The following is a 26,491-nucleotide window of genomic DNA, read 5'->3' as shown; positions in this document are numbered from 1 at the left end:
AATTGTAGCCCCTTCGTTTATATCTGCTTTTTATTGATGAACTGAGTCAGTACCAGAATATCCCCCGGTTGGATTACTGTGCTTCCATCCGGAATAATCGTTTGAATCCCTCTCTTTATCAAAATTACACGGTTGGATTTTTCGCGAAAGCTCTGTGACAGAGGCCTGTTGGCATATTGCTTTCCACGCTCTACTACAACCTCACGAAGTGCCAGTTTTGCCCGATCCTCAAAGCTTCGAGCCGCAAGCACAAGCAAATCTCCCACTTCCAGCCTGGTATCACCGTTCGGAATGACAATTTCATGATTCCGCACAATCATAGCAACCAGCAGATCAGCTGGAAACTGCAGATCAACAAGTGTTTTCCCGCACCAGGCATGACCTGCATCAATCCGAAGTTTTATAAAACTGATATCACTGTCTTCCTGATAATCGTTGAAGGTACTGCCCACATCTGCCGTCAGGTCAATCATAGCAAGCTTTTTCGCTACTGCCGGAAGCAAAGTCCCCTGGATGGAGATAGATAACAATACCATACAGAATACAAGATTGTAGAAATTGTATGTTGTTTCCACGCCAGCAAGGACCACGGAAATCGCAAATACGATTGACGCCGCACCTCGAAGTCCGGACCAGGATACCAGCGCAATCTGTCTAAGTTTTGCCCTGAACGGAACTAACAGTGCTGTACAAACTACCGGTCTTGCAACCAATGTTAAAAATACCATCAGAATAACCGCCGGCACAATGACAGACGGAAGCTTTACAGGAGTTACAAGCAAACCAAGTAAAAAGAAAATCTGCACCTGTGCCACATGTGTCAACACATCAAAAAAATGTACCAGATATTTCTTTTTAGGAAGATTGGAGTTTCCAATCCAGATTCCGCATAAATACATACTCAGATAGCCATTTCCATTTAGCTGTGCCGGAATGGTATAGGCAAGGAACATAACCGCCAGTAGGAAAATGGTATGGCTTTGCTGCGAAGGAAGAAGCTGCCGATGAAGCAGCTTTACCGCCAGATACCCCATCAAAATCCCGCAAAAAACTCCAATAATGATTTGCTGTGCCAATAAAAGCGGAACCAAAACAGACTCTCCGCTCAGAAACGCAATAGCAACCGTAGTAAGCATGTAGGACATGGGGGCGTTGGAACCGGACTCCACCTCCAGCAAAGAGTCTGTGTGATATTTCAAAGCCAGATTCTGTGAACGTAAGATGTTAAAAACCGAAGCCGCATCTGTTGAAGAAATAACGGAGCCGATCAGAAAACATTCCAGCCAGGGAAGGTTTAATGCAAAATGTGCAAACATTGCTACTACTCCGGCGGTTCCTATAACACCAAGTGTCGATAACAGAATGGAGGGAGCCAGTACCGGACGGGCTGTCAGAATATTAGTCCCAAACCCGCCATAAAACATAATAAAAATCAGGCAGATGGAACAAATTACATTAACCACTCCATAATTGTCAAATGGAATTTTCAGAACTCCGTTTTCCCCAAAAAACATGCCCAGTGCAATAAAAATCAACAGCGATGGGACAGGAATTTTCTCTAGCAACTGATTCAGCAGAATACAGATCAAAATCACAACTCCCATCAACAATAAAGGTTCATTCAAACAATCACCACTTCCCTCAAATCTATTATTGATATATAAAGTTACTAAATTTTTGACTGAATATTGCCAGATAATGGCAAAAGATTATTGTTTTTAGAAAGATGGATTTATTATAACAAAAAGTATTCTACATGTCCATGGTTGCAGTTCCTGCAATAACCGGGTATATTTACTATGTGAACCATCTGATTTTATCCTATCAGCAAATTTTCTAAGAGGCTCTTTGCATCTTCAAATACATAAGATATCAAAATATTACTATTTTCCATATCCTTCTTGGAAGTCGCACCACTTAGTAGTAATGCGCCTTCCACTCCTGCATTTTGTGCACATACCATGTCAGTATCAATACGGTCACCGACGACAATCGCTTCTTCAGAATTACAGCCTGTCTTCTTTAAGCATAACTCTACAATATCAGGTGCCGGTTTTCCTATATATCTTGGTTTTCTTCCTGTAACACATTCAATCATTTTGCAGATTGAACCACAATCCGGAATAACTCCACAATCTGTAGGACAGCTCAAATCCATATTAGTTGCATAAAATAAAACATTTTCATCCTGTAGCAAGCGGCAGGCATCCGCAAGTTTTTGAAAAGTCATAGTTTTATCCAAGCAGATTAATACGCAGTCAATATCTTCTTCATAATGATCTACAATATGTAATCCTCTTTTTGCAAACTCTTCTGTCAATTCAGAACTTGCCATAAGAAAAATTTTCTTATCAAATAAATTTTTTTTGAAATATTCTGCCGTTAAAACGCCTGCCGTCATAAACATTTCTTCAGATACTGCTATCCCCCATTGTTCAAAATACGCAACATAATCCTGCTGGCTTCTTGTAGAATTATTCGTTATAAAAAATATAGTTTTTTTCTTTTCCACTAGATAATCCAGTAATTCTCTTGCACCGTTTATCAATTGATTTCCTAAAGCTATTGTACCATCGATATCAAATAGGAAAAGTTTCTTTTTTTGCAACATATTTCATTTTTCCTTTTTATTTACATTTACCTCATTCATGTGAATGCTCATAAGCATTGGAATTTCTTTTGGATATCCGATTGATTTCCCATTTTCTTTTTTGAACAAATGAATTTTCTCTGGATTTAGGTTGATATAGACATTTTTACCACACTGTGGAACCATATCTTCACACAATGCAATCAACTCTATTCCCTCTACCTCAAGATAAACACCATATCGATTTCCGTAATCTTCCACATATTTTACTGTCGCACACAAAGTATCTTGTTCTTGCTTATCACTGAATATCAAATGTTCGGGTCTAATACCTAATAATAGGTTCTCCGTCTCAGCACATAGTATTTGTTTGCACCAAATTTCCGGTATATGAACACTTTGTTTTCCTATCCATAATTTCCCTGATCCATATTTCGCATCCACAATATTCATAGATGGAGATCCAATAAATTTTGCTGTAAAGATATTTGCCGGACGGTTATAAATCACCGATGGATGATCTATCATCTGTAGTTCTCCTTTGTTCAACAATGCAATTCTGTGCCCCACAGTCATGGCCTCAATCTGATCATGAGTCACATAAACCAGAGTCTGGTGATATCTCTCATGTATTTTCACCAGCTCTTTTCTTGCATGAAGTCTTAATTGCGCATCCAGATTAGACAACGGTTCATCTAATAGAAAATATGGGGAACGTTTTACCACCGCTCTCGCCAATGCCACTCGTTGCCTTTGTCCACCAGATAACTGCTTGGGTGTTCTTTGGGCATATTCTACTAAATCAAGCATTTCTAATGCTTCATCTAACCTTTTTTTAATTTCACCTTTTTCAATTTTATGGGCTTTTAAACCATATGTAATATTCTGGGCCACAGTCATATGTGGATACAAAGCATAGTTTTGGAACACCATTGCCACATTTCTTTCGCCGCACGGTACATCATTTACTCGTTTTCCTGACATATATAAGTTACCTGAATTAATATCTTCCAACCCTGCTATAATTCTTAATGTTGTAGATTTTCCGCATCCAGATGGTCCCAGAAGAATAATCCTTTCTCCATCTTTTATTTGCAGATTAAAATCTTTTATTACATAATTTTTACCGTAACATTTATCTACCTGCTCGAATATAATCTCTTTAGTATTCTTGTTATTCATTCCTTATCCCAAACCTTCCTATCCTTTAATGCCAGACATTGCAAACGTATTAATAATGTATCTTTGAAAAATCAGATATAATATCAGAGGAATTATCATCGTCATAACAGACACCGCCATGGCTAGAGAAAAATTTGTCCCACCTTCTGCACTGACAAACATTTGCAGCGCTAAGGATAAGGTATAGTTTTCTTTACTCTTTAGAATTAAAACCGGCCATACATATTCATTCCAAGAATTAATAAAAAAGATAATCCCTGTTGAAATAACTGCCGGACGAGCCAATGGCAATACAATGTCTTTCAATATCTTGAAATTTCCAATATTATCTAATTTTGCAACTTCAACTAGTGACTTATTGATGCCTCTCATTGCCTGCCTCAACATAAAAATTCCCAACACATCTGCAAACTGTGGCAACATAACACCCCAAATGGAATCTGACAATCCTAATTTTGAAATCAATAAATAATTAGGAATCATGGTAACAGTAAACGGTATAAACATTGTGCTCAGCATGATAAAATATATCAGCGTTTTCCCTTTAAATGTAAAATAGACAAATGCATATGCCGCCAGCAAGCTCGTAATCGTTTTAAGGCATGTCACTATTATTGCAATCACAAATGTATTCACTGTAATTTGAACAAATGGTAATTTTTCAAAAACTTGAAAATAGTTTTCTATTGTAGGGTTTTGAGGTATCAAACTCATTACTGTATTAACAGCTTCTTGATTTGTCTTAAATGAGTTGCAGATTGCAAATACAATTGGGAAAAGAGATGTAATTACCATAATTCCCAAAAGGATATGCCAAGGAATTTGCAAGTCTTTTATCTTGTGTCTAGTTTTCATAGTAAACTCCTTTCTCTACAAATCGAAATTCTAAAACAAGAAGCAGCATAAAAATAATCACTGTAATGACCGCCACAGCGGAGCTTGAACCCGTTCGATACAGAGTAAACGCCTCATGATACGCCATATATATCAAATTTGAGCTGGCATAATTAGGTCCACCCTGGGTAATGACTTTTATAGGTGTATAAACGTACTGCAGCCCCTGTACAATAGTATATATGAATACGTAAATTCCTGTTGCAGAACTCATCGGAATAATGATATCCTTGAAAATCTTAAGTGTAGAAACACCATCCAATTTAGCAGCTTCAATCACTTCCTGCGATACTCCAGATACCCCTGCTAAAATAACTATAAAATTGTATCCAAATGCTTTCCACGAAGTAATAATACATAATACTGCAATCACCCAGCCTTCCGTTTTAGACCACACAGGAATGGTTATTCCAAAATTATTACATATAATTGCTATAGGTCCAGACACTGGATTTAATATCCATGTGTATAAAATAGATCCGACCACAAGTGATATTACACTTGGAAGAAAAAATATGGCTTTATAGAAGTTTTTCCCCTTCTTAATAATCACTGACAATATAAATGATAAAATGTATGGTATCACCATATTAGCAATTAATAATATAAGAATATATACTAATGTATTTTGTAGAATTTTCCATGTATTTGAATCTGTAAATAAAGTAATATAATTATTTAAACCAACAAATTCTTTTGTAGAACTCACAAGATTCCAATCAAAAAAGCTTAAATATATCGTCTGTGCCATGGGATAAAACATAAAAATCCCAAATGCTAAAATCGATGGAATTAAAAAAAGATACCCCAGACCTTTTTGTTTTATTTTTTTCATAACGCTCTCCAATCATTGTATCTGCCTGCTAATTATCCAAAGACAGATTTCTCAAGTCTATTCAAATCTCATTTTATTAATAATTTCCGAGTTTTTCTCAATTCTTTTTGTAGTCTGCTCATATCTGGAAATTCCAAGACAAGTACAAAGAGCATCCATTACTGCAATATGACTAATTCTAGATGATACTGCCTCCATGACTCCTTCAGAAGCTGAAGAACAAATTACAAGTGAAATATCCGCGACATCTAAAATAGGACTCCTTACAAAACTTGTCAGCGCAATTACTTTTGCGCCATTTTCTTTCGCCAAACGCAAGGTCTCTATCGTTTCCTTTGTTCTTCCGGTATGAGAAACTCCCAAAACTACACAATTCTCATCCAGCATACTGGCGGCTATCTTCGCTTCATATGGATCTGTAAAACAAAAAACAGGATATCCAATTCGATACAAACGCATGTACGCATCATGCACAATTGTAGAAGATGTATACATTCCACAAAAAATAATTTTATTTGCATTTCGTATACATTCCACGGCCTCACCAAATTTTTTATGATTTATGAAATCTCGAGTTTCGCTTAACACTTGTATACTTGCCCCTAAGACCTTGTCTAATATTTCTGCCGTACTGTCATCCTTTTTTACATTCCCAAACGGAAGAACCGGTTTTTCCTTTGGACGGCATGCCAAATTGAGTTTCAATTCTCCAAATCCACCCAAATGCAGTATTTTACAAAATCTCACAATGCTGGATTCTGCAACTTCAAGATTTTTTGCCAACTCCGATATTGAAAGTGTTACCACTTCCTCTGAATTTTCCAAAATGTAATCCGCAATTTTTTTTCTACACGATGAAAACTAGGATACATACTTTGTATTAACAAAATACAATTTTCTGCTTTCTGCATTTTTTTACTCCTTTTTATCCAATACTTCTTTCAAAATCTCCTTTGGTATTTGGTAAACCTCCTTAGTTCCACATATGCAATTTTCTACTTTCATCCCATCATTGTCCATTATACAAGAAAGATAGCCACTTCTTTCCTGCTCTGAAATACCTTTCTCAATATAATCAAACCCACATGCAGATGATTCTACTGTAAATTGGCAAATCTGTTTTTCTATCTTCATACTGTTCCTATGTACATGACCACAAAAAATACCTTTTACATTTGAACGTGACAAAAATTTCTGTAATCTTTTTCCATTTTTTCCTATTTGAAGCAAATAATCATCCCAAAAAAGCGGGTGATGCACGAAAACAACTATTTTGTCCTTTTTATCGTAAATCCGTTCCAGCCATTCTATCTGAATGTCATCAATTTCACCCACTCCATGTTCCCTGTCTGCGCTATCTAACACAACAATCTTCCATTCTCGTATCTGATAAAAATAATAGTACCTTCCATGAGTTAGCTTCTGCTCAAATACATTGCAAAACGCTTCTTTATTGTCATGATTTCCAAGCGCCAGTAAAACCGGCACCTGGATTCTTGACTCATCCAAAATCTTTTTAAACTGGTGATAGTCAACTTCTTCTCCTTCATGAACTAAATCACCGCTTATCACAATAAAATCAAGGGGTTGGCTTTGAACGACAGACAATATTTTTCTAAGCTTTTCATCCGGAGATAATAATGAAGTGAACATGCCGCTCAATAATCCTACACTGTAATCTTTTCTTATATGCGTATCTGATAATTGTGCAAAATGAAGTTGACTCATTATTTTCCTTCTTTCTATTCCATAATCTGATTAATGGAATCTTGTGTTTCTTTCATTTCCTTCTCTATGTCTACGGTTCCGCTTAATATCTGATCTCTCATATCAATTAACATTTGTTCTGCTTCCAGACCTGCATCACCTGGAAAAGATGCCCATGAAGCAACACCGTTCATTTGATCTGCCGCCGCTGTAAACATAGGGTGCTCTTCTACAAAATCTTTTAATCCGTTTTCTGCCTCAATTACATTATTTCTCGGAGGAACATAACCGGTTCCCTCGGTCCATTTTGCCATTGATTCAACAGAGTACAGATATTTTTCAAACTCCCATGCTGCCTTTTGTTCTTCTTCGTCTTGCGCAGTAATAGCTAGGAAGCATCCTCCTGCAGGTACAACTCGATCTTTCCCTTCCCACACGGGTGAACTTACTGCTCTGACATCAAACTGTGCCGTATCTTCTATCGTTGCCATATATGCTATCGTAGTATGCAACATAGCAACTTCTCCATTAATAAATGCCTGAAATCCTTCTTCCCAGCTTGCGTGCAATGCTTCCTGGTCAGATACCATATCAGCATACATCGTATATGCTTCAACCCCTTCTTCAGAAGCAAAAGAAGCTTTATATTTCCCGTCTTCTTCTGAAATAATCTGTGCGCCATTACTTTCCAACAATGCTTGTTGATTCCAACTATCAGGTCCTTCACGCATATACAGGCCATACTTACCTGTGCTTTCTTTTATTTTACTTGAAAATTCTTCCACTTCTTCCCATGTTTCGGGTCCCTCTTCTGGAAGCCCCGCTTCCTTTAATATATCAGCATTGTAGAACAAAACCGGTGTACTTAAAGAATAAGGCATTCCCACCTGCTCACCATCACTATTTTGCGCCAATTCTAAAATATTAGCATTGAAATTATCTGTAATAAAACTACTATCTTCCGGGAAAAATTCATCAATTATATTCTGTAGTGAAACATAATCAAAATTACTCGAGAAATAATTCAAATAAGTCCATCCTATCTGTACTACAGCCGGCGCATTACCTGCTGCTGTTTCAGCCTGCAAATTCTGCATTAATCCTTTATATTCCTCTGGATTGTATCGCGCTACTACTTCAATTTCATTATTAGATTCATTAAATTCCTTTACTAATTCATCAACCGTTTTTCCACCTACAGTTTCCGAATTAATATGCCAATACTCAATTACTGTTTTGTCTTCATTGTTTTTGGTATTCTCTGCCTCTCCTTCTCCTGCAATACCACAGCCTCCTAACATTCCCATCGTCAAACCACATGATAATACAACTGCTACTCCTCTTAATTTCTTTTTTCTCATGTTCTTCCTCCTTGTTTTTATTCACTTAACAAAGAACTTATTTCATTTTCTTATCATATCCGCGGAACTAAGTTCATTTTTATAATACCATGTGCCTTATCACCCAACTATCATCATTCAGTAAATCATATGTAAAGTTTTTGTAAGAAACATATATGTATGTGAATCATTCTTTGACGCTTTCATCCATAAAAAAGTGTCTTCGACACTTCAACTCCCCCGCCCCTCAATCTTGAGGGGATTAGGGGTTTCTTTTTGTGTCTTTTTCCTTCATAATAGTCTTATGAATATCTTACAGAAGATTTTTACAGACCATTTTGAAGAAATGCTCTATATCCAACATCCTCGTGACTCTGTCATCGAAAATGTAGAAAAAATGATCCATTGCGGCGATCCCTCTTTTGGTGGCACCATGTATGCCTGCCCTTCCTGCGGTAATCTTAAGTTTCTCCCTTTTCGCTGTCACTCCCGCTTCTGTCCTTCCTGCGGTAACATGTATTCCATTGACAGGACTACCTCGATGTCTTTTAAAATCATCCATGTCCAGCATCGCCATTGTGTGTTTACCATTGCCAGAGAACTCCGTCCTCTGTTCCTGCAGGACCGTTCGCTCTTAAATTGCCTCTTTTCTGCTGTCAACCGCGTCGTCTCCCGTATGTTCCTCAAAGATAACTATGCTGAACGCTTTACTCCTGGTTTTATCTGTGTCCTTCATACCTTTGGCAGGGATCTGAAATGGAATCCTCATATCCATTGTCTCGTTTCCGAAGGCGGCGTTGGCCTCTCTCTGCGCTGGCGCCACAAAAAGCACTTCAACTACAAACTCCTGCGGGATTCTTTCCAGACCGTTCTTCTCAACGAATTACATTCCAGGATCGGTGACCCTTTTAAAAAGCTTAAGGCTTCTGTCTATGCCGATCACAAAAATGGTTTTTACGTCCGGGCCTTACCCAACAAATGTAATCCATCTCACGTGATCAAGTACATTGGCCGTTATCTCGGACGCCCTGTGATCGCAACCTCCCGCATTGATTCTTATGATGGCGAATTTGTTACCTTTCATTATCATCGGCATGAAGATGAAAAACTGGTCTCTGAAACCATCCCGGTCCTTGATTTCATAGCCAGGCTTACCCAGCATATCCCGGAAAAACATTTCAAAATGATCCGTTACTATGGCATCTATGCCAGGCACCGTAAATCTGACAAATACCTCCGCCGGGCTATTTCAAGGGAAAAGCATAAGATATTTCTTTCTTTTAACCGTTGGCGGGATTCCATCCTGCATTCCTTCGGATATGATCCTTTAAAGTGTCCTTCCTGTGGTACGACCATGCTTTTTCTTGAATTATATTTCAACCACAGACCGGTTCCTTTGCATGAATTATACGAAAAGGTTATGCGAAAGCATCGGTGCCGGGCTCCTGCCTCTTTTTCTTTTCTTCCATCGTCTCCTTCTGCGTGATACAATCAATATATCTGATACAGAAATGGAGGCGGACAATATCAAACGAATTACTGAGGCAGAACTTGCAAAGGAACTTCGGGAACAGTATATAAAAAATCCTCCAGAAGGTATGACCTCTGATGAAATCCGTGATATGAGCGACGATGACCTTTTGGACATGGATTATTTCTTACACGAATTTGACGATCTGGATGATGACGGTTTTGGCGAAGAAGGTTTTTATATTTTCTAAAACAAAATCGTCTGTTTCCTATGCCCGCCTTTGTGCGGGCTAGTTTCATTCAAGAGTTCAGCAAAAGTTGAACTTTCCTATAAAGTAAGAAAGAGTTCCCTTGCGGAACTCTCGCGCCGAGCGCGGTCGCTTTAGCGGCAACTTCCACTTCTCGCGAGTGCGCATCCCGCGGAGCGTTTTATTTAATAGGAAAGAAATTTCCTATTAAATAAAAAAACAATAGAATGTGAGGTTATGCATATGCCAAAAAATCGTTTTCAGGAAATCATTTTTACTTTACTGATGTCTTTCTTTATGGTACTTGCGATGGAAATTTATAATACCGCTCTCCTTCAGGGAGGCATGTCTAATTCCTGCTTTATCCATGCACTGTCGGAACTTCCTTTTATGATTCCTTTGTGCTTTGCAACCAGCTATTTTCTGATGGATCGGATTGCTTCCGGAATTGCGTTTCGTATGGTGGATCCAAAGAGGGATCATCCTGTACTTGTCACTCTTGTGCGCGCTGGTGTCACTGTATGCTTTATGTGTCCTTCCATGAGTCTGTGGGCAACCCTCATCTTTAAGCAAGCTGGAGTGCAGATTGCAGCAGTGTGGCTTCAGACAGTAGCCATCAATTTTCCCATGGCGCTTTGCTGGCAGATTTTTTTCTGCGGTCCGCTTGTCAGATTTCTGTTCCGCCTGATCTTCCGCCGGCAGCTTCAGGAATGTACTCTGTAAAGAGAGGAAATTATTTCGTGATTTTCTTTCCTAACCCTGCTATAATATCTTTATAAATGAGGAAGGGAGTCCTTATCTTGCATGATCTGAAACGGATTTTTTCTCATCTCGGGCCATTCAGGCGGGAATTTATTCTCAGTATTCTCTTTATTATCGCGGAAACCGGATTTGAACTTGTCATCCCTCTGATCATGGCCGACATCATCGATGTGGGAGTGGCAAACAGAAATATACATTATATTCTTATAAAAGGTATGCAGATGGGAATCTGTGCTGTCCTGTCTCTCATTACAGGACTGTTTTACGCAAAATTTGCCGCCAAAGCCGCCCTTGGCTTTGGTGCTTTTGTGCGCGAACAGGAATTTGCCCGTATTCAGACATATTCCTTTTCCAATCTGGATCATTTTGCCACCTCCTCTTTGATCACTCGTATGACAACCGATATCACCGTGATACAAAATGCGATCACCGGAGGAATACGGCCGATGGTAAGAGGTCCTGTTATGCTCATTCTCGGACTTTTTCTTGCTTTCCTGATGAATGCAAAACTCTCGCTTGTTTTCCTTGCCTGCATCCCTGTGCTTGGAGTCATCCTTTTTTTCATTGTGCGAAAAGTCGCGCCTCTGTACGGAAGACTGCAGATATGCATGGACAGAGTAAATGCCGCTATCCAGGAAAATCTCACCGCCATCCGTGCTGTGAAGGCTTTTGTAAGAGAGGAGTATGAAGAAGAATTTTTTGAAAAGGCTAACCACTCTCTTGCAGATACCAGCCGCACTACCTTTCACTTTGCCGTTCTCAATCTCCCTGCTTTCCAGGCCACCATGTACACTGCCATTGTGCTGATTCTCTGGTTTGGCGGAAACTTTATAAGGACCGGACAGATGCAGGTAGGGCAGCTTACCGGTTTTCTAAGCTATGTATTGCAGATCGTCAATTCCCTCATGCTGATCTCCAACGTATTTCTTATGCTTACCCGATCTCTTGCCAGTGCACGGCGAATCAATCAAGTATTTGACGAATGTCCAGATCTTTCTGATCCCAAGGATCCTGTCACCGAAATTTCAGACGGACGGATCGACTTTGAACATGTATATTTCAAGTATAAAAGAGACGCACAGCAGTATACCCTTTCTGACATCGACCTTCATATCCGTTCCGGGGAAACAGTAGGAATTATCGGCGGGACCGGTTCCTCTAAAACCACCCTGGTACAGCTCATTCCCCGACTCTATGACGCATCCGGCGGCAGAGTACTTGTAGGCGGATCCGACGTCCGTTCTTATTCTCTTTGTGCTCTCCGGGACGCTGTGGGAATTGTCCTTCAAAAGAATGTGCTTTTTTCCGGGACGATCCGTGAAAATCTCCAGTGGGGAAATCCCGACGCTTCTGATACAGAGATTTGGAATGCTTGTCATACTGCCTGCGCTGATGAGTTTATCCGCCATTTTCCTGACGGACTGGATACCAGACTGGAGCAGGGCGGCATTAATTTGTCCGGCGGGCAAAAGCAGCGGCTGTGTATTGCCCGTACTCTTTTAAAGCATCCGAAAATTCTGATCTTTGATGATTCTACAAGCGCAGTTGACACCGCCACGGAAGAAAAAATGCGCCGCAGACTTTCGGCTCTTTCTTCCATGACCAAACTGGTCATTGCCCAGCGGGTTACTTCTGTCATGCATGCAGATAAAATCCTGATCCTGGATGACGGACACCTTCATGCCCTGGGCACTCATGAGTCGCTCCTTGCATCCTGCCCCGTCTATCAGGAAATTTATGATTCTCAGATGAGAGGAGGCACGACAAATGGCAACGCTTAGCAGAAAACGTCCAAAAGATCTGAAAAAAACTTTCGTCAGGCTTTTATCCTATATGGGAATGCATAAGTTTCTTCTGGCTGCCGTGGCTGTTCTTGTCACCATCAGCGCCGGAGCAAACCTTCTTGGCACCTATATGGTAAAGCCTCTTGTCAATCGGTATATTGTTCCCGGTGATTTTTCCGGCCTGCTTTTTGGTGTCCTTTTTACTGCCGCCATCTACCTCGCCGGAGCGCTCTCTTCTTATGGCTACAGCCAGACCATGGTAAAGGCAGCGCAGAAGATTATCTATGATATTCGCCGGGATCTGTTTCACACGATGGAAAAACTTCCCCTGGACTATTTTGACCGGCATCCTTACGGAGATACCATGAGCCGCTTCACCAACGATGTGGACACCATATCCGATGCCCTGAACAACAGCTTTGCCATGATTATCCAGAGTTTTATTCAGGTTGCGGGGACACTGACAATTCTTTTTGTCCTGAACTGGCGCTTAAGCTTTCTTGTTGTTCTGGGCTATATCTCTATGTTTCTCTACATTCGCTACAGCGGGAAAAAAAGCACCTACTATTTCAACCGTCAGCAGCAGTACCTTGGAGAACTGAACGGATATATTGAGGAGCTGATTCAGGGACAGAAGGTGGTAAAAGTCTTCAACCATGAATCTGACAGCCTGCAACATTTTCAGGAAAAAAATGCTCTGCTGCAGGAAGCCGGTACAAAAGCAGTTTCCTACTCCAGCACGATGATTCCCATGGTCGTCAGTATTTCCTATATTAACTATGCTGTAGTATCTGTCCTGGGCGCTCTTATGGCTATTTACGGCATGACAGATATCGGCAGCCTTGCCAGCTACCTGATCTTCGTACGCCAGTCTACCCTTCCGGTAAACCAGTTCACGCAGCAGTCTAATTTTATGCTCTCCGCGCTGGCGGGTGCAGAAAGGATCTTTCAGATGATGGAGGAAACACCAGAGGAAGACGATGGAACCATTGTCCTTGTCAATGCAGCCGAAACCGCAGATCACACCCTTGTCAAATCCAAGAAGCACACAGGACTATGGGCATGGGAGAATACTTCTTCCCACATGCTCACTCCATTAAAAGGTGATGTACGCTTCCACCATGTTTCTTTCGGATACCGGGAGGACAAAATGATTCTTGACCAGATCAGCCTCTATGCCAAACCGGGACAAAAGATTGCCTTTGTCGGTTCCACCGGAGCCGGGAAAACAACAATAATCAACCTTATCAGCCGGTTTTATGAAATCAGCAAAGGAACGATCACCTACGACGGAATTGATATACGTAATATCCGTAAGGAGTCTCTTCGCCGTTCCATGGCTGTCGTACTCCAGGATACTCACCTCTTTACCGGAACTATTGCTGATAATATTCGTTTTGGAAAACTGGACGCCTCCGACGAAGAAGTAACGAAAGCCGCTGTTCTTGCCAACGCCGATTCCTTTATCCGCAGGATGCCGGACGGATATGACACATGGATCACCGGAGACGGCCAGGGCCTTTCCCAGGGACAGCGCCAGCTTCTTGCTATTGCAAGGGCAGCCGTGGCAGATCCCCCAGTTCTCGTTCTTGATGAAGCAACCAGCAGCATTGATACGCGAACGGAACGCCTGATTGAAAAAGGCATGGACCGCCTCATGGAAGGACGTACCGTCTTTGTCATCGCCCATCGCCTCAGTACTGTGCGAAACGCCAATGCCATCCTCGTTCTGGAACACGGACGGATCATAGAACGCGGGGATCATGAGGAACTTTTGGCTCAAAAAGGCATGTACTACCAGCTCTATCATGGCATGTCTGAGCTGACCTGATCTGTATTTAAATTTACCTCCGTTATCTTACTCTTTCTTGACTGTATCCGTCCCTTCCATTCAATTCAAGCTGTACCGGCTCCTGCCGCTCTTCCAGATCGGCAAGGGCTGCACAGCGGATATTCATATTCTCAAAAGTTGTCCAGTAAAACCTTCCCGACTGTGCACACATCACGGAGGTGTAAATCGTATAGTCATAGGGAACCATTCTCTCATCATACGGCATATTCTCCCCCGGTTCGCCGACCACTGCAAGTCCCGGCGGGAACGCAGCGTGATGCATCATATGAAACAGCCTTGTTACCCCGTCTTTTTCATTCTTTCCCTTCACCCCATACTTCTTCAAAAAGGCCAGACGCACAAACCGTGACGGAGAGGTAAAATCTCCTGGAAGCCCCAGAGTACCGCTGCCGGAAAAGCAGGGCTCTACTCTCTCTCCATCAAACTCCCTTATGCCATAATCTTCCTGCCTGATCTGCACATAATTTAAGATGTTCAACCGATGCCATTCATAATCCGGGCTGTTCGTCATGATTCCCATTGTATCCGGATAGACATGAAGACCATCCCGCCGCTCCTCTACTACAATGCTTCTTCCCCTCCTGTCTGTAAACATCCAGTGCACCTGCACCACAGTTCCCAGAATCGGCAAATCTACAAGACTGATCCGGTTTTTCAGTTCTTCTTCTACTTCCTTTGTATCTTTGCACTGCAACAGGACATGTGTCAGGAGCACCGAAGGCTGTACCGGTATACGTCCGGACTGACAGTTCTTTGGATATGCGGCGAATTTACGGAAATAGAGCTGACCTCCCATCAGCCCTTCCTCGTTCATGCCTTCATAAAAAAGAGGCGTGTCGGAAAGAAAAAGCCCTCCGATTCCAATTGCCGCATATTTTCCCCTCTTCTTTGAGGGTAATGTCTTTTCTTCCGGCAGTACGCCGCCGCATGTATCATAAGGAATCTCCGCCGGGACATACAGGACATTTGTCCCTTTCGCTATCCTGTTAAAATCGAAGTTTCTTCCCCACAGTACAAGACCATCTTCTGTCTCCCAGGACATAGCGCTGCATCCTCCCTCAGATGCCAGAAGAAATTCCCTGGCATTCCGCTTTCTTTCCTCCTTCTTCAACTGGTTTTCCCTGCATTTCTCCATCTGATTTCTCCTTTTTTCACTTATGCCCTTATTATATCCTGGCTGCAAGGAAAAATATGCAGTAACTGTCACATTTGCTGTTTCCGATCTCAGATTTCCGAATGCTGCAGATCATAATAAAAAATATACTGCTGCAGGATTCCTTCCGACCCTTTATATTTTTCAAAAGGAAATCCCTGTGGATAGTTCTTTTTTAGAACTTTTTTGATATGTGTGTCAACGGGAAATGCTTCCAGATGGTGGAGTGCAAAAAGACAGATACAGTCTGCCACCTTCTCCCCTACTCCGCTAAGCTTCATCAGCTCCTTGCGTGCCTCTTGATAGCACATCCCTTTTATCTTCTCCAGGTCTGCTTCTCCGGAAAGCACACTGTTTACCGTATTTTTTATATATCTGCTTCTGTATCCAAGATTACATGCCCGAAGTGCTTCTTCATCCGCCTGAGCCAGTTCTTCCGGTTTCGGGAACGCATAGTATTCCTTTCCCTGTAAATCAGTCATCTTTGTTCCATATCTCTGTGATAAAAGTTCCAGAATTTTCTTGATACGGCGAATATTATTTTGCTGTGAAACGATAAAAGACACGATCATTTCCCACAGATCCTGACGCAAAATCCGAATACCGGAACCGAAACGGGCCGCATCCATAAGATAGCTGTCCCTAGGATCAATTGCCCTTATACAGGCGCTATAGTCTCCATCCATATCAAAATATCCTCTCCAAAATTTTTCAAACTCTTCCCTGGTACAGGAAAAAAGAAAGCTCTGATCCCCGACTTCTTCTATTTCCAGGTAATACCCGGACGCAATCAGAGCATACCGCTTCTCTCCTACAGGATCCATTCGGAAGCACTGGCCGGATGCGCAGATCTGTCCTGGATGAAAGTTCTCTTTTGTAATTTTTATCATTTTCCGGTTGTCTCCTTATTCTAAATTACCCTTTTTCCTCTACACGGGTATGTAATCATTATATCACGTGTATAAAAAAGGAAGGGAAAAATCACAGAACAGCTCCTTCGCTTTCTCAGTGATCTTCCCTTCTGGTTCTTCTTACAGATAATTTTGTATACCCTGGACTGGAACTTAAGCTACACTCTTCCTTCCATGACCGCCGTTATTCAATCCTGCCGCTTTTTCAAACTCTTTTAATTTCTTCTTTGCCTCCGGATTTAAATTTCTCGGCACCTCAATCTGTACTGTTACATAATGATCGCCGTGTATCCCCGGATTTTCCAGGGACACAATCCCTTTTCCCCGCAGCCGGATCTTCGTACCTGACTGTGTACCTTCTTTTATTTTGCACATTACATTTCCATAGAGAGTATTCACCAGAGCTTCCCCTCCAAACACTGCTGTTGTAAAGGGAATTTGAAGGGTAGAATAAACATCTGTTCCTTTTCGCTCAAATCCTCTCTTTTCTCCTACTTTCACTTTCAAGAGAAGATCTCCCGGCTCTCCGCCTCCGTTTCCGGGCATTCCCTTCCCTTTCAGACGTATGCTCTTCCCGGTGTCAATACCTGCCGGAATATGCACCTGAAGGGTCTGTACCTTACCGTCAGTCCCTCTGGGATCCTGGAAGCTTATAATCTTATCACATCCAAAGACAGCCTCTTCAAAGCTGATATTGGTTTCTGCCTTTAAATCGGCGCCCTTTTGCCTGAACCCGCCTGTATGAAAATCGTTTTGAAAACCGCCGAAATCATTGCTGTAAAAAGACCTTTTTCCAAAACCGTCTTTCTTTTTTCCATGAAAAAAGTTGCCGAAAATATCATCAAAAATGTCATCCATATTTCCATTTTCAAAATGAAATTCCTGATAACCGCTTCCTGCAGATCCTCCGTATGTTCTGCCCGAATAACCACTGCCTCCCGGTGCGCTGCCGTCAAAGGCAGCATAGCCAAACTGATCATACATTTTTTTCTTTTCAGGGTCACTTAGGATCGCATAGGCTTCCGTAATTTCCTTAAATTTCTGCTCTGCCTGCGGATTGCCGGCATTTGTATCTGGATGATACTTTTTAGCTAATTTCCTATATGCTTTTTTTATTGTACCTGCATCTGCATTTTTATCCACTCCAAGAACCTCATAGCAATCTTTTTTTGTTTCCAATTACATCACCTCCCGATCCTTTGCCTTTTCACCAACGCTAAATTCCCCGGAAATCATTCCGGGGAATTTCTGCAGGTTATCCTTCAATTGTAACATAACGGTTTTCTTCCACCTGCTTCTCATCCACTTTAGGAATGTCTAATGTAAGAATACCATTCTCAAATTTCGCATGGATATCATTCTGCGTAATATTCTTTCCAACATAAAAGCTTCTGCTCACATTGCCTGTGAAACGCTCCTGACGGATATATTTTCCTTCCTTTTTCTCTTCATTGCTGACATTTCTGGCAGCGCTGATCGTCAAATATCCTTCTTTCAATTCTGCCTTAATATCTTCTTTCTTGAATCCAGGCAGATCAATCTCCACTTCATAACCATTGTCTTTTTCCTTAACGTCCGTCTTCATAATCTGATCCGTACGTCCTGTATATCTTCTGTCCACCTCCGGAAATGAAAAATCAAACCAGTCATTAAATAAATTCTCTCCAAAAATACTAGGCATCATCATAAATCATCTCTCCTATCTTTTATTTATATTCGCATTTTCTAAAATGAAAATGTTGTTTTTGAACTTCAGGAATCTCTTCACTTTTATCTCTCCTTTTGTTCTAGTTGTAATATAACACTTATTATCAGCACTGTCAATAGTTGAGTGCTAATTTTTTTAAAAAAATTTTTTATCGCCTTCAGATTCTTTTGAAAAACGCCGAGACTCTGATCCGGCATCGGGCAGATGCATCCGAAGACCAGTCTAAAGTTTGATTCTTGAGTTTTACTTGAGTTTTGCATGAGATTTCTACAGAATTGGAGTTGAATTGATATCAGATATGAAAAGGCAGACTCTCACCAGATAACATAGAGTCCGCCTTTGCCGCTGCAATGATCTCTTTCCGTGTTGTGTTCGCTTTGCTGTAAGAGATAATTTTTACGATTTTGCCTCCAAACAGCCAGGTGTCCTAGAGCACCATACCAAAATTCTTTCTCAGACCGCTCCGGCTTATCGCTGTAAGCGGCACGCTGTCCACAGCATGTTTGCTAAACGCGCCAAGCAGATAATCACTGCCGATCTGAGCGAACATCATCCAGCCTGAAAACCGGCAGATAGGTTCGATGTAAGCGCTGCCAGCCTGAAAAACTACTTCTGAGGTGAATACGATCAGAATCTGTCCATATATCTGCTGTGACGTCCCCTCGTTTCTGAAGCGAAATTACAGACTGTTTATCAACTCCACTACCTGCTCCACATTCTTCTTCCCAAACACAACTTTTTCCCCGTCATTGATCACAAGGCAGGGGACGCTCATGACCTGGTACCGGTCTTTGAGCGTCGGAAAATGATTCAGATCATAAACTTCCGCCGTCACAAAAGGATCCTCCGCAGCAATGCGTTGGGCAGCCGTTACCAGCTCCGGGCACATGGTGCAGGACAGGGAGACCAGAATCTTCATATTTACTGTGCTCAATATTTTCCGTATATCTGACAGTGTTTTCTCACCGAGTGGTTGTCCGGGGCCCGCCACATTATAAAGTCCAAGAACAAACGACGTAAATTCATGTCCGCCGGGCACGCCGTGAAAGGCGAGTCCACTCCACTCTCCATTCCTCCTGCATATCCTCACACAGGGCATCTCTTCCGCTTTCACCAGAGCAGAGTCCAGATCAGATAACCGGTTGTTTTTCACCTGTATCTTTTCTGTCAACCTGTCAAGCTCTTCCATATAACTCTTCAGTTCCGTTGAAAGGGGCGTATCATCCAGATACAGCTCCAATATCAGCGGAGACGACATCTTATTGAACACTGTCCTTAACTGTGCGGTCATCTCCGGGGTAAAGATGCCGGCTGATTCTGACTCACGGCTGCCCGCGATTTCCCCGGAAACGGCAGACGTTTGTCCTGCAGGATCCACAGCCCACTCTCCCGGACGCTCTGCCGACGGCTGTGCCGGATGGAGCCCGGTCTTTTTCTGCATGGTGGCAGCGTAGCGCTCCAGTTCTGTCGCTGCTAGAGCGCCGTCGCCCACTGCCGTAACCACCTGTCTCAAAGGTTTGATACATACGTCACCGGCAGCATACAACCCGTCACAGCTTGTCTTCATCAGGCGGTCTGTCACAATATAACCGCGCTCATCACACTCCGCGATCCCTCTCACCAGATCCGTAGCAGGCTCATATCCGGCAAAGACGAAGACTCCGAAATTCTCCCCTGCCGGTGGTCGGTATTCCGTGATCTCTCCCGTAACGGTATTCCGATAGCGCAGATATTCAAGCGTACTTTCCCCCGACGCTTCAATCACTTCCGCATTCGTGAGCACAGAGATCTTTTCGTGGTTCAGCGCCGGCTCCGCGGCAGACGGCGCACAACTGAATCCGTTTCCCCGGATCAGAATCGTCACATGACGCGCATATTTCGTCAGGAATACACTCTCCTCGGCAGCCGTAAATCCGCCGCCGATCACAAAGACGTCTCTTCCGGTAAAAAATTCTCCATCGCAGGTAGCACAGTAGGCGATCCCTCTTCCACGGAATTCCTCTTCCCCCTGAAAGCCTACCTTGCGAGGATGGGCTCCGGCTGCCAGCAGCACGCCGAAACAGGAGAGTTCACCGCGGCTGGTCTTTAGTTTTTTTATATCTCCGGACATATCAAGCTCCGTCACTTCTGCAAGCAGAAATTCCGCCCCGAAATTCTGAGCCTGTCGGCACATACTCTCAGTCAGTTCTCTCCCTGATGTGTGCTCCACTCCCGGATAGTTCACTACCTCTTCTGTGATCACGATCTGTCCTCCGAACTGCTCCTTTTCCACGACGACCACACTATAGCGTGCCCGCGCCAGGTAAAGAGCGGCTGTCAGCCCGGCAGGACCTCCTCCAATTACAACTACATCATATAATTCCTTCATCATTCTTTTCCTCGCATAATAATGCTTTTATTATTTCAGGGGCAGCACGCAGCCGCCCCCTTCTTTCAACCTTCTTCTTGTTTATAACTGGCCGACCAGATCCAGACTGGGTTTCAGCGTCTCTGCCCCGGGCTGCCATTTTGCAGGGCACACCTCGTCTCCATGCTCATATACGAACTGGCAAGCCTGCAGTTTACGCAACAGTTCATCCGCGTTGCGCCCTACATTTCCCGCATTGACTTCATAGGCCGCAATCTTTCCTTCGGGATTTACGATAAATGTTCCTCTCTCTGCCACGCCATCTGTCTCAATGTAAACCTCAAAGTCCCTTGAAATCACATGGGTCGGATCCGCCAGCATAGGGTATCCTATCTTTCTGATCCGGTCAGACGCATCGTGCCATGCTTTGTGAACATAATGGGTATCGCAGGATACAGAGTAGACTTCACATCCTGTCGCTTGGAATTCCGGATATTTGTCCGCAAGGTCCTCCAGTTCTGTCGGGCACACAAAAGTAAAGTCCGCCGGATAAAAGAAGAAAATACTCCATCTGCCCAGCACATCCTCTTTTTTCACTTCTTTAAATGCCTTATTATGATATGCCTGCACACAAAACTCGCTAATTTCTTTGTTGATCAATGACATAGGTAATACCTCCTCGTAAAATCTTATTTGGTTAGTTATGACTAATCAAATTGTAGCTGTGAATCCATCCTTTGTCAATAAAAATATTGATAATAATAACTTTTATCAATATAACTCAGCCATGGTACTGTACGGATTTGAAATCCCAATAACTCCTATTGACACATATCCTAAAATCGTTTATAATCATAACAGCGTTTTAAAACAGCGTTATGAATCAATCGAAAGGAAATGACACCACTATGGCAAAACAGATCGAAGGCGTATACGAAGCGATACTTTCCTGCGCCAAAAAGGAATTTTTAGAGAAAGGTTATAAAGATGCATCCTTGCGGATCATCGCACAGGAAGCCGGCACAAGCACCGGTTCCATCTATACCCGCTTTGGAGATAAGGAAGGTCTTTTTGAGGCCATTGTTGCCCCTGCCGCAAATCAGCTCACGGAGATGTTTTTAGGAATACAGGAGGATTTCCATAATCTGAATGAAAGTACGCAGCGCGCAGAAATGGGACAATATACATCCAATCATCAAATTGCTATGCTGGATTTTATCTACGCTCATTTCGATGAATTCTGCCTTCTTCTGGACTGCGCACAAGGCACCCGCTTTTCTGCTTTTCTGGATAAGCTGGTAGATATAGAAGTGGAATACACTTATAAATATATGGAAGTCATCGGCTGTGAAAGCGTAAAATCTGGACTGATCACCGAAGATTTTATTCACATCGTCACGACCGCTTATTTCAACGGCATGTTTGAGGTCGTGCGGCACCGGATGAATAAGGCGGATGCGGTAAAATACATTCATCTTCTCAACAACTATCACATGCAGGGGTTTACCACCATCTTCAACCCGGAGCGGGAATCTCCGGGGGCCACTGACACCGGGAGCACTGTCGGTTTCTGAGTACAGTGTGAGCAGTAACCACCGGTAATCAGACCGTTTCCTGTCCGGTACCGCAGGCGGCGGTCTTTTTATAAAATATGTGGTTAGTGATTTCTAACTCAAAAAGGAGGAATTCTTATGCAGGAAAAAAGTCCTATGCTCCGGCTGTGGGAGCTTGGGGAACAATATCAAGGTGGGCTGATACGCGCGGTTTTTTCCGCGTCCGTCGGCGTTTTATGCGGCATACTGCCATATTTCGCAGCAGCACAGATCATCATAGGTCTTATTCATTCTAAGCAGAACACTTCATTTTATCTGTTCTGGTGCTGTCTGGCGCTGGGCGGCTACATCCTTCGGGTGGTTCTTTATGCGCTCGCACTCTCCATGTCGCATAAAGCAACCTTCGCTATTTTAAAAAGTATCCGGGAACGTATCCTTGCAAAGCTTCCAAAACTCCCGCTGGGAACTGTCATGGACACCCCCAGTGGCCAGATGAAGCAGATCATCGTGGATCAGGTTGAAAGTATGGAACGGCCTCTTGCGCACCTTCTGCCGGAGATGACGTCAAATATACTGGCTCCGGTCTGCATCCTGATCTATCTATTTGTCCTTGACTGGCGGATGGCGCTGCTCTCTCTCGTCTCTATCCCTGTCGGCATGGCGTTCATGATGGCTGTGATGGCAAATTACGGGAAACAATATGAAGGGGCTGTCAAGGTTACGCAGGCGATGAACTCTACCATCGTAGAATATATCGGTGGTATTGAAGTAATCAAAGCATTCAATCAGGGGAAAAATTCCTATGCAAAATTTTCTCAGCGCGTCCTCGCAAACGCATCCTACTTCTATCACTGGATGAGGAGCTGCCAGCTCCCAGTGTCCATTTCACGGACACTGGCGCCCACAACATTAATCACCATTCTTCCCGCGGGCTGGATCATGTATCTGGGCGGCTCACTGAATATCGAGACTTTTATCACTGTCATCATCCTCTCCCTCGGCATTGCCGGCCCTCTGCTTGCCGCCATGGATTTCGTGGACAGTCTGGCAAAAGTTGGGACTATCGTAAACGAAGTTGACTCCATCTTAAACAGCGAAGAACAGCAGCACGCTCTGACGCCGGTATCTTTCCCTTCTGAGGATATTCGGCTGGATCATGTGTCTTTCGGCTATCACGCGGATCAGGAGATCCTGCAAGATGTTTCTCTGTCCATCCCGGCCGGAACCATGACCGCGTTCGTCGGTCCGTCCGGCAGCGGGAAATCAACGATCGCAAAGCTGATCGCAGGGTTCTGGGATGTAGAAAAAGGCAGGATCACTTTAGGCGGACATGATTTAAAGGATATCCCTCTCCGCCAGCTTTATGAACATACTGCATTCGTCTCTCAGGACAATTATCTGTTTAATGAATCGGTACGGGAAAACATCCGCATGGGGAAACCCGGAGCCGGCGATGCGGAAGTAGAAGCCGCGGCAAAAGCCGCAGGCTGTGATTTCTTCATACGGAAACCGGAAAACGGCTACGATACCGTGGTGGGCAGAGGAGGCGCCCATCTCTCCGGCGGCGAACGACAGAGGATTGCCATCGCACGGGCCATGCTAAAGGATGCGCCCATCGTGATCCTGGATGAGGCTACCGCATATATCGATCCCGAAAATGAGGCTGTCGTCCAGAAAGCTGTGGCCAAACTGGTAAAAGGGAAGACCGTAATCGTCATTGCCCACCGCCTCTCTACCATCACGGACGCAGACCAAATCTTTGTCGTAGAAAACGGACGGATCTCTGCATCCGGAACACATGAGGAACTCTTAAAACAAAGTGCAATGTACCACGGAATGTGGCAGGCACATATTGGCACAAAGGATGGTGACGCGGCATGATCGCAGTATTGAAAAAACTTTATCAGTTTGCAGGAGAGGAACAGAAAAATATCAACAAATCCACTTTCTGGGGCTTTTTCTACGCAATATTCCACATGTTCCAGATCGCAGCAATCTATTTTGTGGTGCTCGCCCTTACCGGCGGAGACCTGACACACCATGCGGCATGGACCGCTCTTCTTCTACTCATTGCCAGCATAGCCGGGAGAGCCATCATCAACCGCTTCACCCAGCTTCAACAGACCCACGCTGGATACTTCATGGTTGCAAATAAAAGAATTGCCATCGGTGATAAACTGAAACGGATTCCTATGGGGTATTTTAATGCCCGGAGCCTTGGCGAGATCACCGGGATCTCCACCACTGTACTCGACGTAGTGGAGAGCAACGGGCCTGTGGTGCTTGTCAATATCCTCAGCGGTTTTATCAATTCCATTGTATTTCTCCTCTGTGTGTTCGGATTTGACTGGCGCATCGGCTTTCTTTCCCTTGCAGGCACAGTACTTTATCTGCTCATTACTTCTGCTATGGAGAAAAAATCTGCCCGGGTGACGCCCCGGCGTCAGGAGTCCGAAGTCCAGCTTGTAGACGCCGTACTGGAACAGATCCAGGGCATGAGCGTGATCAAATCCTTTAACCTGACCGGGAAAGGCGACCGCCGGGTCAGAGGAGCGCTGGAATATAACCGGAAGAGCAATCTTGACATTGAGCGCCTCTTCACCCCCTATATGGTCGCCCAGGAATTGAGCCTGCATCTGTTCTCCGTACTGATTATGGGAGCCGGGATCATTTTCTGCCTGAACGGGAGCATGACGCTTTCCGATGCGCTGATGACCGTGGTCATTTCCTTCTTAGTCTTCTCGCAGATCCAGTCCACGGGAAGCGCGGTGTCCCTGCTGCGTGTGGTCGGAAGTTCCATCGACCATGCAGACCAGATTGACGAGATTCCGGAAATGGACAGCACCGGAAGACCGGTATATCCGAAAAGGCATGATATTTCTTTCGATCATGTGAACTTTTCTTACGATAAGAGACCGATTCTGAAAAATGTTAACGTAACAATACCGGACCGCACCACTACTGCCATCATAGGGCCCAGCGGTTCCGGAAAGACCACCCTGTGCAGTCTGATCGCCCGGTTCTGGGATGTGGACAGCGGCTCGATCTGTATCGGCGGCACAGATATCCAGGAGTATACACTGGAATCCCTCATGGATCAGATCAGTATGGTATTCCAGAATGTATATCTCTTCGCAGACACGATTGAGAACAATATCAAATTCGGGAAGCCGGATGCCAGCCACGATCAGGTTGTTGCCGCTGCGAAAAAAGCCTGCTGCCATGATTTTATTTCCGATCTGCCGGACGGTTATGACACGGTGATCGGGGAAGGCGGAGCCACATTGTCCGGCGGTGAAAAACAGCGCATCTCCATTGCGCGGGCAATGCTGAAAAACGCACCCATCATTATCTTTGACGAAGCAACGGCAAATGTTGATCCGGAAAATGAAGATAAACTTCAGAAAGCCATGGAAGAGCTGATGCGTGATAAAACAATCCTGATGATCGCCCATCGGCTCAAGACTGTACAAAAAGCAGATCGGATCCTGGTGCTGGACGAAGGACGGATCGTGCAGAATGGAACCCATGCAGAGCTCAAGGATACACCTGGGATCTACCGGGATTTCCTGGGAGTCAGGAAAGAAGCTGCGGGGTGGAAACTGTAAAAGTATGAGTCTGCCTGCCGGAGAATTCGGGCTTTTTTAAGACTTGTATTCTCCGGCGAACTGTCTCTTCTCTTTTGCAACCCTTATTTCAGGGGCCAACCCCCCCCTTATTTGGATTTTGGGGAGCACCCCTCCGTCTAGATTCTATTGCTGGCTGATCAGAGGATTGCTGTGATTGTTCCCACTGCAAGGCAGGCTGGCAGGCCAAGAAGCATACCAATACAGGACTACTTGATATGAAAACGGTAGTCTTTATTTTGTTTCAGACCGCAAACCCGGCAAAGCTTAATTCGCATCCCTGCCCCACACGACTGACAATATTGACAATCCTCGTCATGACCTCCGGATATTTTTCCTTATTAGTGAAAACGAGAATCTTGGTATATCCCTCGGAATACTCAGCCTCATCTACTTCTTCAATTTCGCGGACCTCACGCATAATTTCTGAAGCTTCTGCTTCGCTCAACGCCTTAGACAACCGATAATACCTTCCCATGGTTCATTCCCTCTTTCTTCGATTAGTTGTGCCTAACTAAAATATAACGCT

23 protein-coding genes are annotated in these 26,491 nt (G+C 43.6%); 8 read left to right on the top strand and 15 right to left on the bottom strand.

The genetic code is table 11. The features are described 5' to 3' along the window. Positions 1–17: 17 nt before the first annotated feature. From EUBC25_RS11840 to EUBC25_RS11805, 8 genes are all read right to left on the bottom strand, one after another. The gene (locus EUBC25_RS11840; protein ID WP_230105687.1) at positions 18–1,625 is read right to left on the bottom strand and encodes a potassium/proton antiporter; all 1,608 of its coding nucleotides are present in this window, start codon (positions 1,623–1,625) and stop codon (positions 18–20) included. Between the two features lie 191 nt (positions 1,626–1,816). Beyond that, positions 1,817–2,611 (bottom strand): HAD-IIA family hydrolase, encoded by a 795-nt coding sequence (locus tag EUBC25_RS11835; protein ID WP_230105686.1) that lies wholly within the window; start codon positions 2,609–2,611, stop codon positions 1,817–1,819. 3 nt (positions 2,612–2,614) lie between these two features. Continuing rightward, positions 2,615–3,772, bottom strand: coding sequence for an ABC transporter ATP-binding protein (locus tag EUBC25_RS11830; protein ID WP_230105685.1), 1,158 nt, complete (start codon positions 3,770–3,772; stop codon positions 2,615–2,617). 18 nt (positions 3,773–3,790) lie between these two features. Continuing rightward, positions 3,791–4,627, bottom strand: a complete 837-nt coding sequence (locus EUBC25_RS11825; RefSeq protein ID WP_230105684.1) for a carbohydrate ABC transporter permease — start codon at positions 4,625–4,627, stop codon at positions 3,791–3,793. Beyond that, positions 4,617–5,501, bottom strand: coding sequence for a carbohydrate ABC transporter permease (locus EUBC25_RS11820; RefSeq protein ID WP_230105683.1), 885 nt, complete (start codon positions 5,499–5,501; stop codon positions 4,617–4,619). Before EUBC25_RS11820 ends, EUBC25_RS11825 begins: the two co-directional genes overlap by 11 nt. Before the next feature lie 57 nt (positions 5,502–5,558). Next, complete coding sequence (locus EUBC25_RS11815) at positions 5,559–6,326, bottom strand: MurR/RpiR family transcriptional regulator (RefSeq protein ID WP_230105682.1); 768 nt, start codon at positions 6,324–6,326, stop codon at positions 5,559–5,561. Positions 6,327–6,416: 90 nt separating this feature from the next. After that, positions 6,417–7,229, bottom strand: a complete 813-nt coding sequence (locus EUBC25_RS11810; protein ID WP_230105681.1) for a metallophosphoesterase family protein — start codon at positions 7,227–7,229, stop codon at positions 6,417–6,419. Between the two features lie 14 nt (positions 7,230–7,243). Further along, on the bottom strand, positions 7,244–8,569 hold the full coding sequence (locus EUBC25_RS11805) for an ABC transporter substrate-binding protein (protein ID WP_230105680.1): 1,326 nt from the start codon (positions 8,567–8,569) through the stop codon (positions 7,244–7,246). 283 nt (positions 8,570–8,852) lie between these two features. Between EUBC25_RS11805 and EUBC25_RS11800 the strand changes: the two genes are divergently transcribed. The 5 genes from EUBC25_RS11800 to EUBC25_RS11780 all read left to right on the top strand — a co-directional run bounded on the left by EUBC25_RS11800 (position 8,853) and on the right by EUBC25_RS11780 (position 14,643). Beyond that, complete coding sequence (locus tag EUBC25_RS11800; RefSeq protein WP_230105679.1) at positions 8,853–10,034, top strand: IS91 family transposase; 1,182 nt, start codon at positions 8,853–8,855, stop codon at positions 10,032–10,034. A 25-nt stretch (positions 10,035–10,059) separates the two neighbouring features. Next, positions 10,060–10,269 carry a hypothetical protein gene (locus EUBC25_RS11795; protein WP_230105678.1) on the top strand — a complete coding sequence of 70 codons (210 nt, stop codon included), beginning with the start codon at positions 10,060–10,062 and terminating at the stop codon, positions 10,267–10,269. A gap of 240 nt (positions 10,270–10,509) precedes the next feature. Next, positions 10,510–10,989 (top strand): DUF2798 domain-containing protein, encoded by a 480-nt coding sequence (locus tag EUBC25_RS11790; protein ID WP_230105677.1) that lies wholly within the window; start codon positions 10,510–10,512, stop codon positions 10,987–10,989. 86 nt (positions 10,990–11,075) lie between these two features. Continuing rightward, positions 11,076–12,809, top strand: a complete 1,734-nt coding sequence (locus tag EUBC25_RS11785; protein WP_334303270.1) for an ABC transporter ATP-binding protein — start codon at positions 11,076–11,078, stop codon at positions 12,807–12,809. Then, the gene (locus EUBC25_RS11780; RefSeq protein ID WP_230105675.1) at positions 12,796–14,643 is read left to right on the top strand and encodes an ABC transporter ATP-binding protein; all 1,848 of its coding nucleotides are present in this window, start codon (positions 12,796–12,798) and stop codon (positions 14,641–14,643) included. Before EUBC25_RS11785 ends, EUBC25_RS11780 begins: the two co-directional genes overlap by 14 nt. Before the next feature lie 22 nt (positions 14,644–14,665). Here EUBC25_RS11780 and EUBC25_RS11775 read toward each other — a convergent pair whose 3' ends face one another. From EUBC25_RS11775 to ahpC, 6 genes are all read right to left on the bottom strand, one after another. Next, positions 14,666–15,799 carry a linear amide C-N hydrolase gene (locus EUBC25_RS11775; protein WP_230105674.1) on the bottom strand — a complete coding sequence of 378 codons (1,134 nt, stop codon included), beginning with the start codon at positions 15,797–15,799 and terminating at the stop codon, positions 14,666–14,668. 89 nt (positions 15,800–15,888) lie between these two features. Then, positions 15,889–16,707 carry a DNA-3-methyladenine glycosylase family protein gene (locus EUBC25_RS11770; RefSeq protein ID WP_230105673.1) on the bottom strand — a complete coding sequence of 273 codons (819 nt, stop codon included), beginning with the start codon at positions 16,705–16,707 and terminating at the stop codon, positions 15,889–15,891. 174 nt (positions 16,708–16,881) lie between these two features. Further along, positions 16,882–17,907, bottom strand: a complete 1,026-nt coding sequence (locus EUBC25_RS11765) for a DnaJ C-terminal domain-containing protein (RefSeq protein WP_230105672.1) — start codon at positions 17,905–17,907, stop codon at positions 16,882–16,884. Positions 17,908–17,983: 76 nt separating this feature from the next. Next, on the bottom strand, positions 17,984–18,415 hold the full coding sequence (locus EUBC25_RS11760; protein ID WP_230105671.1) for an Hsp20/alpha crystallin family protein: 432 nt from the start codon (positions 18,413–18,415) through the stop codon (positions 17,984–17,986). Between the two features lie 700 nt (positions 18,416–19,115). Then, the gene (locus EUBC25_RS11755) at positions 19,116–20,807 is read right to left on the bottom strand and encodes an FAD-dependent oxidoreductase (RefSeq protein WP_230105670.1); all 1,692 of its coding nucleotides are present in this window, start codon (positions 20,805–20,807) and stop codon (positions 19,116–19,118) included. A gap of 78 nt (positions 20,808–20,885) precedes the next feature. Beyond that, positions 20,886–21,449: an alkyl hydroperoxide reductase subunit C gene (gene ahpC / locus EUBC25_RS11750; protein ID WP_230105669.1), complete on the bottom strand. Its 564-nt coding sequence runs from the start codon at positions 21,447–21,449 to the stop codon at positions 20,886–20,888. 242 nt (positions 21,450–21,691) lie between these two features. Between ahpC and EUBC25_RS11745 the strand changes: the two genes are divergently transcribed. The 3 genes from EUBC25_RS11745 to EUBC25_RS11735 all read left to right on the top strand — a co-directional run bounded on the left by EUBC25_RS11745 (position 21,692) and on the right by EUBC25_RS11735 (position 25,944). Further along, a complete protein-coding gene (locus EUBC25_RS11745; RefSeq protein WP_230105668.1) occupies positions 21,692–22,357 on the top strand; it encodes a TetR/AcrR family transcriptional regulator in 666 nt (221 codons plus the stop codon). 117 nt (positions 22,358–22,474) lie between these two features. Then, positions 22,475–24,217, top strand: a complete 1,743-nt coding sequence (locus tag EUBC25_RS11740; protein ID WP_230105667.1) for an ABC transporter ATP-binding protein — start codon at positions 22,475–22,477, stop codon at positions 24,215–24,217. Then, on the top strand, positions 24,214–25,944 hold the full coding sequence (locus tag EUBC25_RS11735) for an ABC transporter ATP-binding protein (protein WP_230105666.1): 1,731 nt from the start codon (positions 24,214–24,216) through the stop codon (positions 25,942–25,944). Before EUBC25_RS11740 ends, EUBC25_RS11735 begins: the two co-directional genes overlap by 4 nt. A 262-nt stretch (positions 25,945–26,206) precedes the next feature. Here EUBC25_RS11735 and EUBC25_RS11730 read toward each other — a convergent pair whose 3' ends face one another. Next, the gene (locus EUBC25_RS11730) at positions 26,207–26,440 is read right to left on the bottom strand and encodes a hypothetical protein (protein ID WP_230105665.1); all 234 of its coding nucleotides are present in this window, start codon (positions 26,438–26,440) and stop codon (positions 26,207–26,209) included. Positions 26,441–26,491 lie beyond the last annotated feature (51 nt).

Origin of the sequence: Claveliimonas bilis (genome assembly GCF_020892095.1) — a bacterium.
GTDB classification, from domain to species: Bacteria; Bacillota; Clostridia; order Lachnospirales; family Lachnospiraceae; genus Claveliimonas; species Claveliimonas bilis.
The sequence above is the reverse complement of the archived record's forward strand: the minus strand, read 5'-3'. Positions and strand labels throughout refer to the sequence as shown.

Bases quoted from the DNA above. Each gene is read 5' to 3' on its own strand.
- EUBC25_RS11835 (WP_230105686.1), bottom strand. From the start codon at position 2,611: ATGTTGCAAAAAAAGAAACTTTTCCTATTTGATATCGATGGTACAATA.
- EUBC25_RS11830 (WP_230105685.1), bottom strand. From the start codon at position 3,772: ATGAATAACAAGAATACTAAAGAGATTATATTCGAGCAGGTAGATAAA.
- EUBC25_RS11825 (WP_230105684.1), bottom strand. From the start codon at position 4,627: ATGAAAACTAGACACAAGATAAAAGACTTGCAAATTCCTTGGCATATC.
- EUBC25_RS11820 (WP_230105683.1), bottom strand. From the start codon at position 5,501: ATGAAAAAAATAAAACAAAAAGGTCTGGGGTATCTTTTTTTAATTCCA.
- EUBC25_RS11810 (WP_230105681.1), bottom strand. From the start codon at position 7,229: ATGAGTCAACTTCATTTTGCACAATTATCAGATACGCATATAAGAAAA.
- EUBC25_RS11805 (WP_230105680.1), bottom strand. From the start codon at position 8,569: ATGAGAAAAAAGAAATTAAGAGGAGTAGCAGTTGTATTATCATGTGGT.
- EUBC25_RS11800 (WP_230105679.1), top strand. From the start codon at position 8,853: ATGAATATCTTACAGAAGATTTTTACAGACCATTTTGAAGAAATGCTC.
- EUBC25_RS11795 (WP_230105678.1), top strand. From the start codon at position 10,060: ATGGAGGCGGACAATATCAAACGAATTACTGAGGCAGAACTTGCAAAG.
- EUBC25_RS11790 (WP_230105677.1), top strand. From the start codon at position 10,510: ATGCCAAAAAATCGTTTTCAGGAAATCATTTTTACTTTACTGATGTCT.
- EUBC25_RS11780 (WP_230105675.1), top strand. From the start codon at position 12,796: ATGGCAACGCTTAGCAGAAAACGTCCAAAAGATCTGAAAAAAACTTTC.
- EUBC25_RS11775 (WP_230105674.1), bottom strand. From the start codon at position 15,799: ATGGAGAAATGCAGGGAAAACCAGTTGAAGAAGGAGGAAAGAAAGCGG.
- EUBC25_RS11770 (WP_230105673.1), bottom strand. From the start codon at position 16,707: ATGATAAAAATTACAAAAGAGAACTTTCATCCAGGACAGATCTGCGCA.
- EUBC25_RS11760 (WP_230105671.1), bottom strand. From the start codon at position 18,415: ATGATGATGCCTAGTATTTTTGGAGAGAATTTATTTAATGACTGGTTT.
- EUBC25_RS11755 (WP_230105670.1), bottom strand. From the start codon at position 20,807: ATGATGAAGGAATTATATGATGTAGTTGTAATTGGAGGAGGTCCTGCC.
- ahpC (WP_230105669.1), bottom strand. From the start codon at position 21,449: ATGTCATTGATCAACAAAGAAATTAGCGAGTTTTGTGTGCAGGCATAT.
- EUBC25_RS11745 (WP_230105668.1), top strand. From the start codon at position 21,692: ATGGCAAAACAGATCGAAGGCGTATACGAAGCGATACTTTCCTGCGCC.
- EUBC25_RS11740 (WP_230105667.1), top strand. From the start codon at position 22,475: ATGCAGGAAAAAAGTCCTATGCTCCGGCTGTGGGAGCTTGGGGAACAA.
- EUBC25_RS11735 (WP_230105666.1), top strand. From the start codon at position 24,214: ATGATCGCAGTATTGAAAAAACTTTATCAGTTTGCAGGAGAGGAACAG.
- EUBC25_RS11730 (WP_230105665.1), bottom strand. From the start codon at position 26,440: ATGGGAAGGTATTATCGGTTGTCTAAGGCGTTGAGCGAAGCAGAAGCT.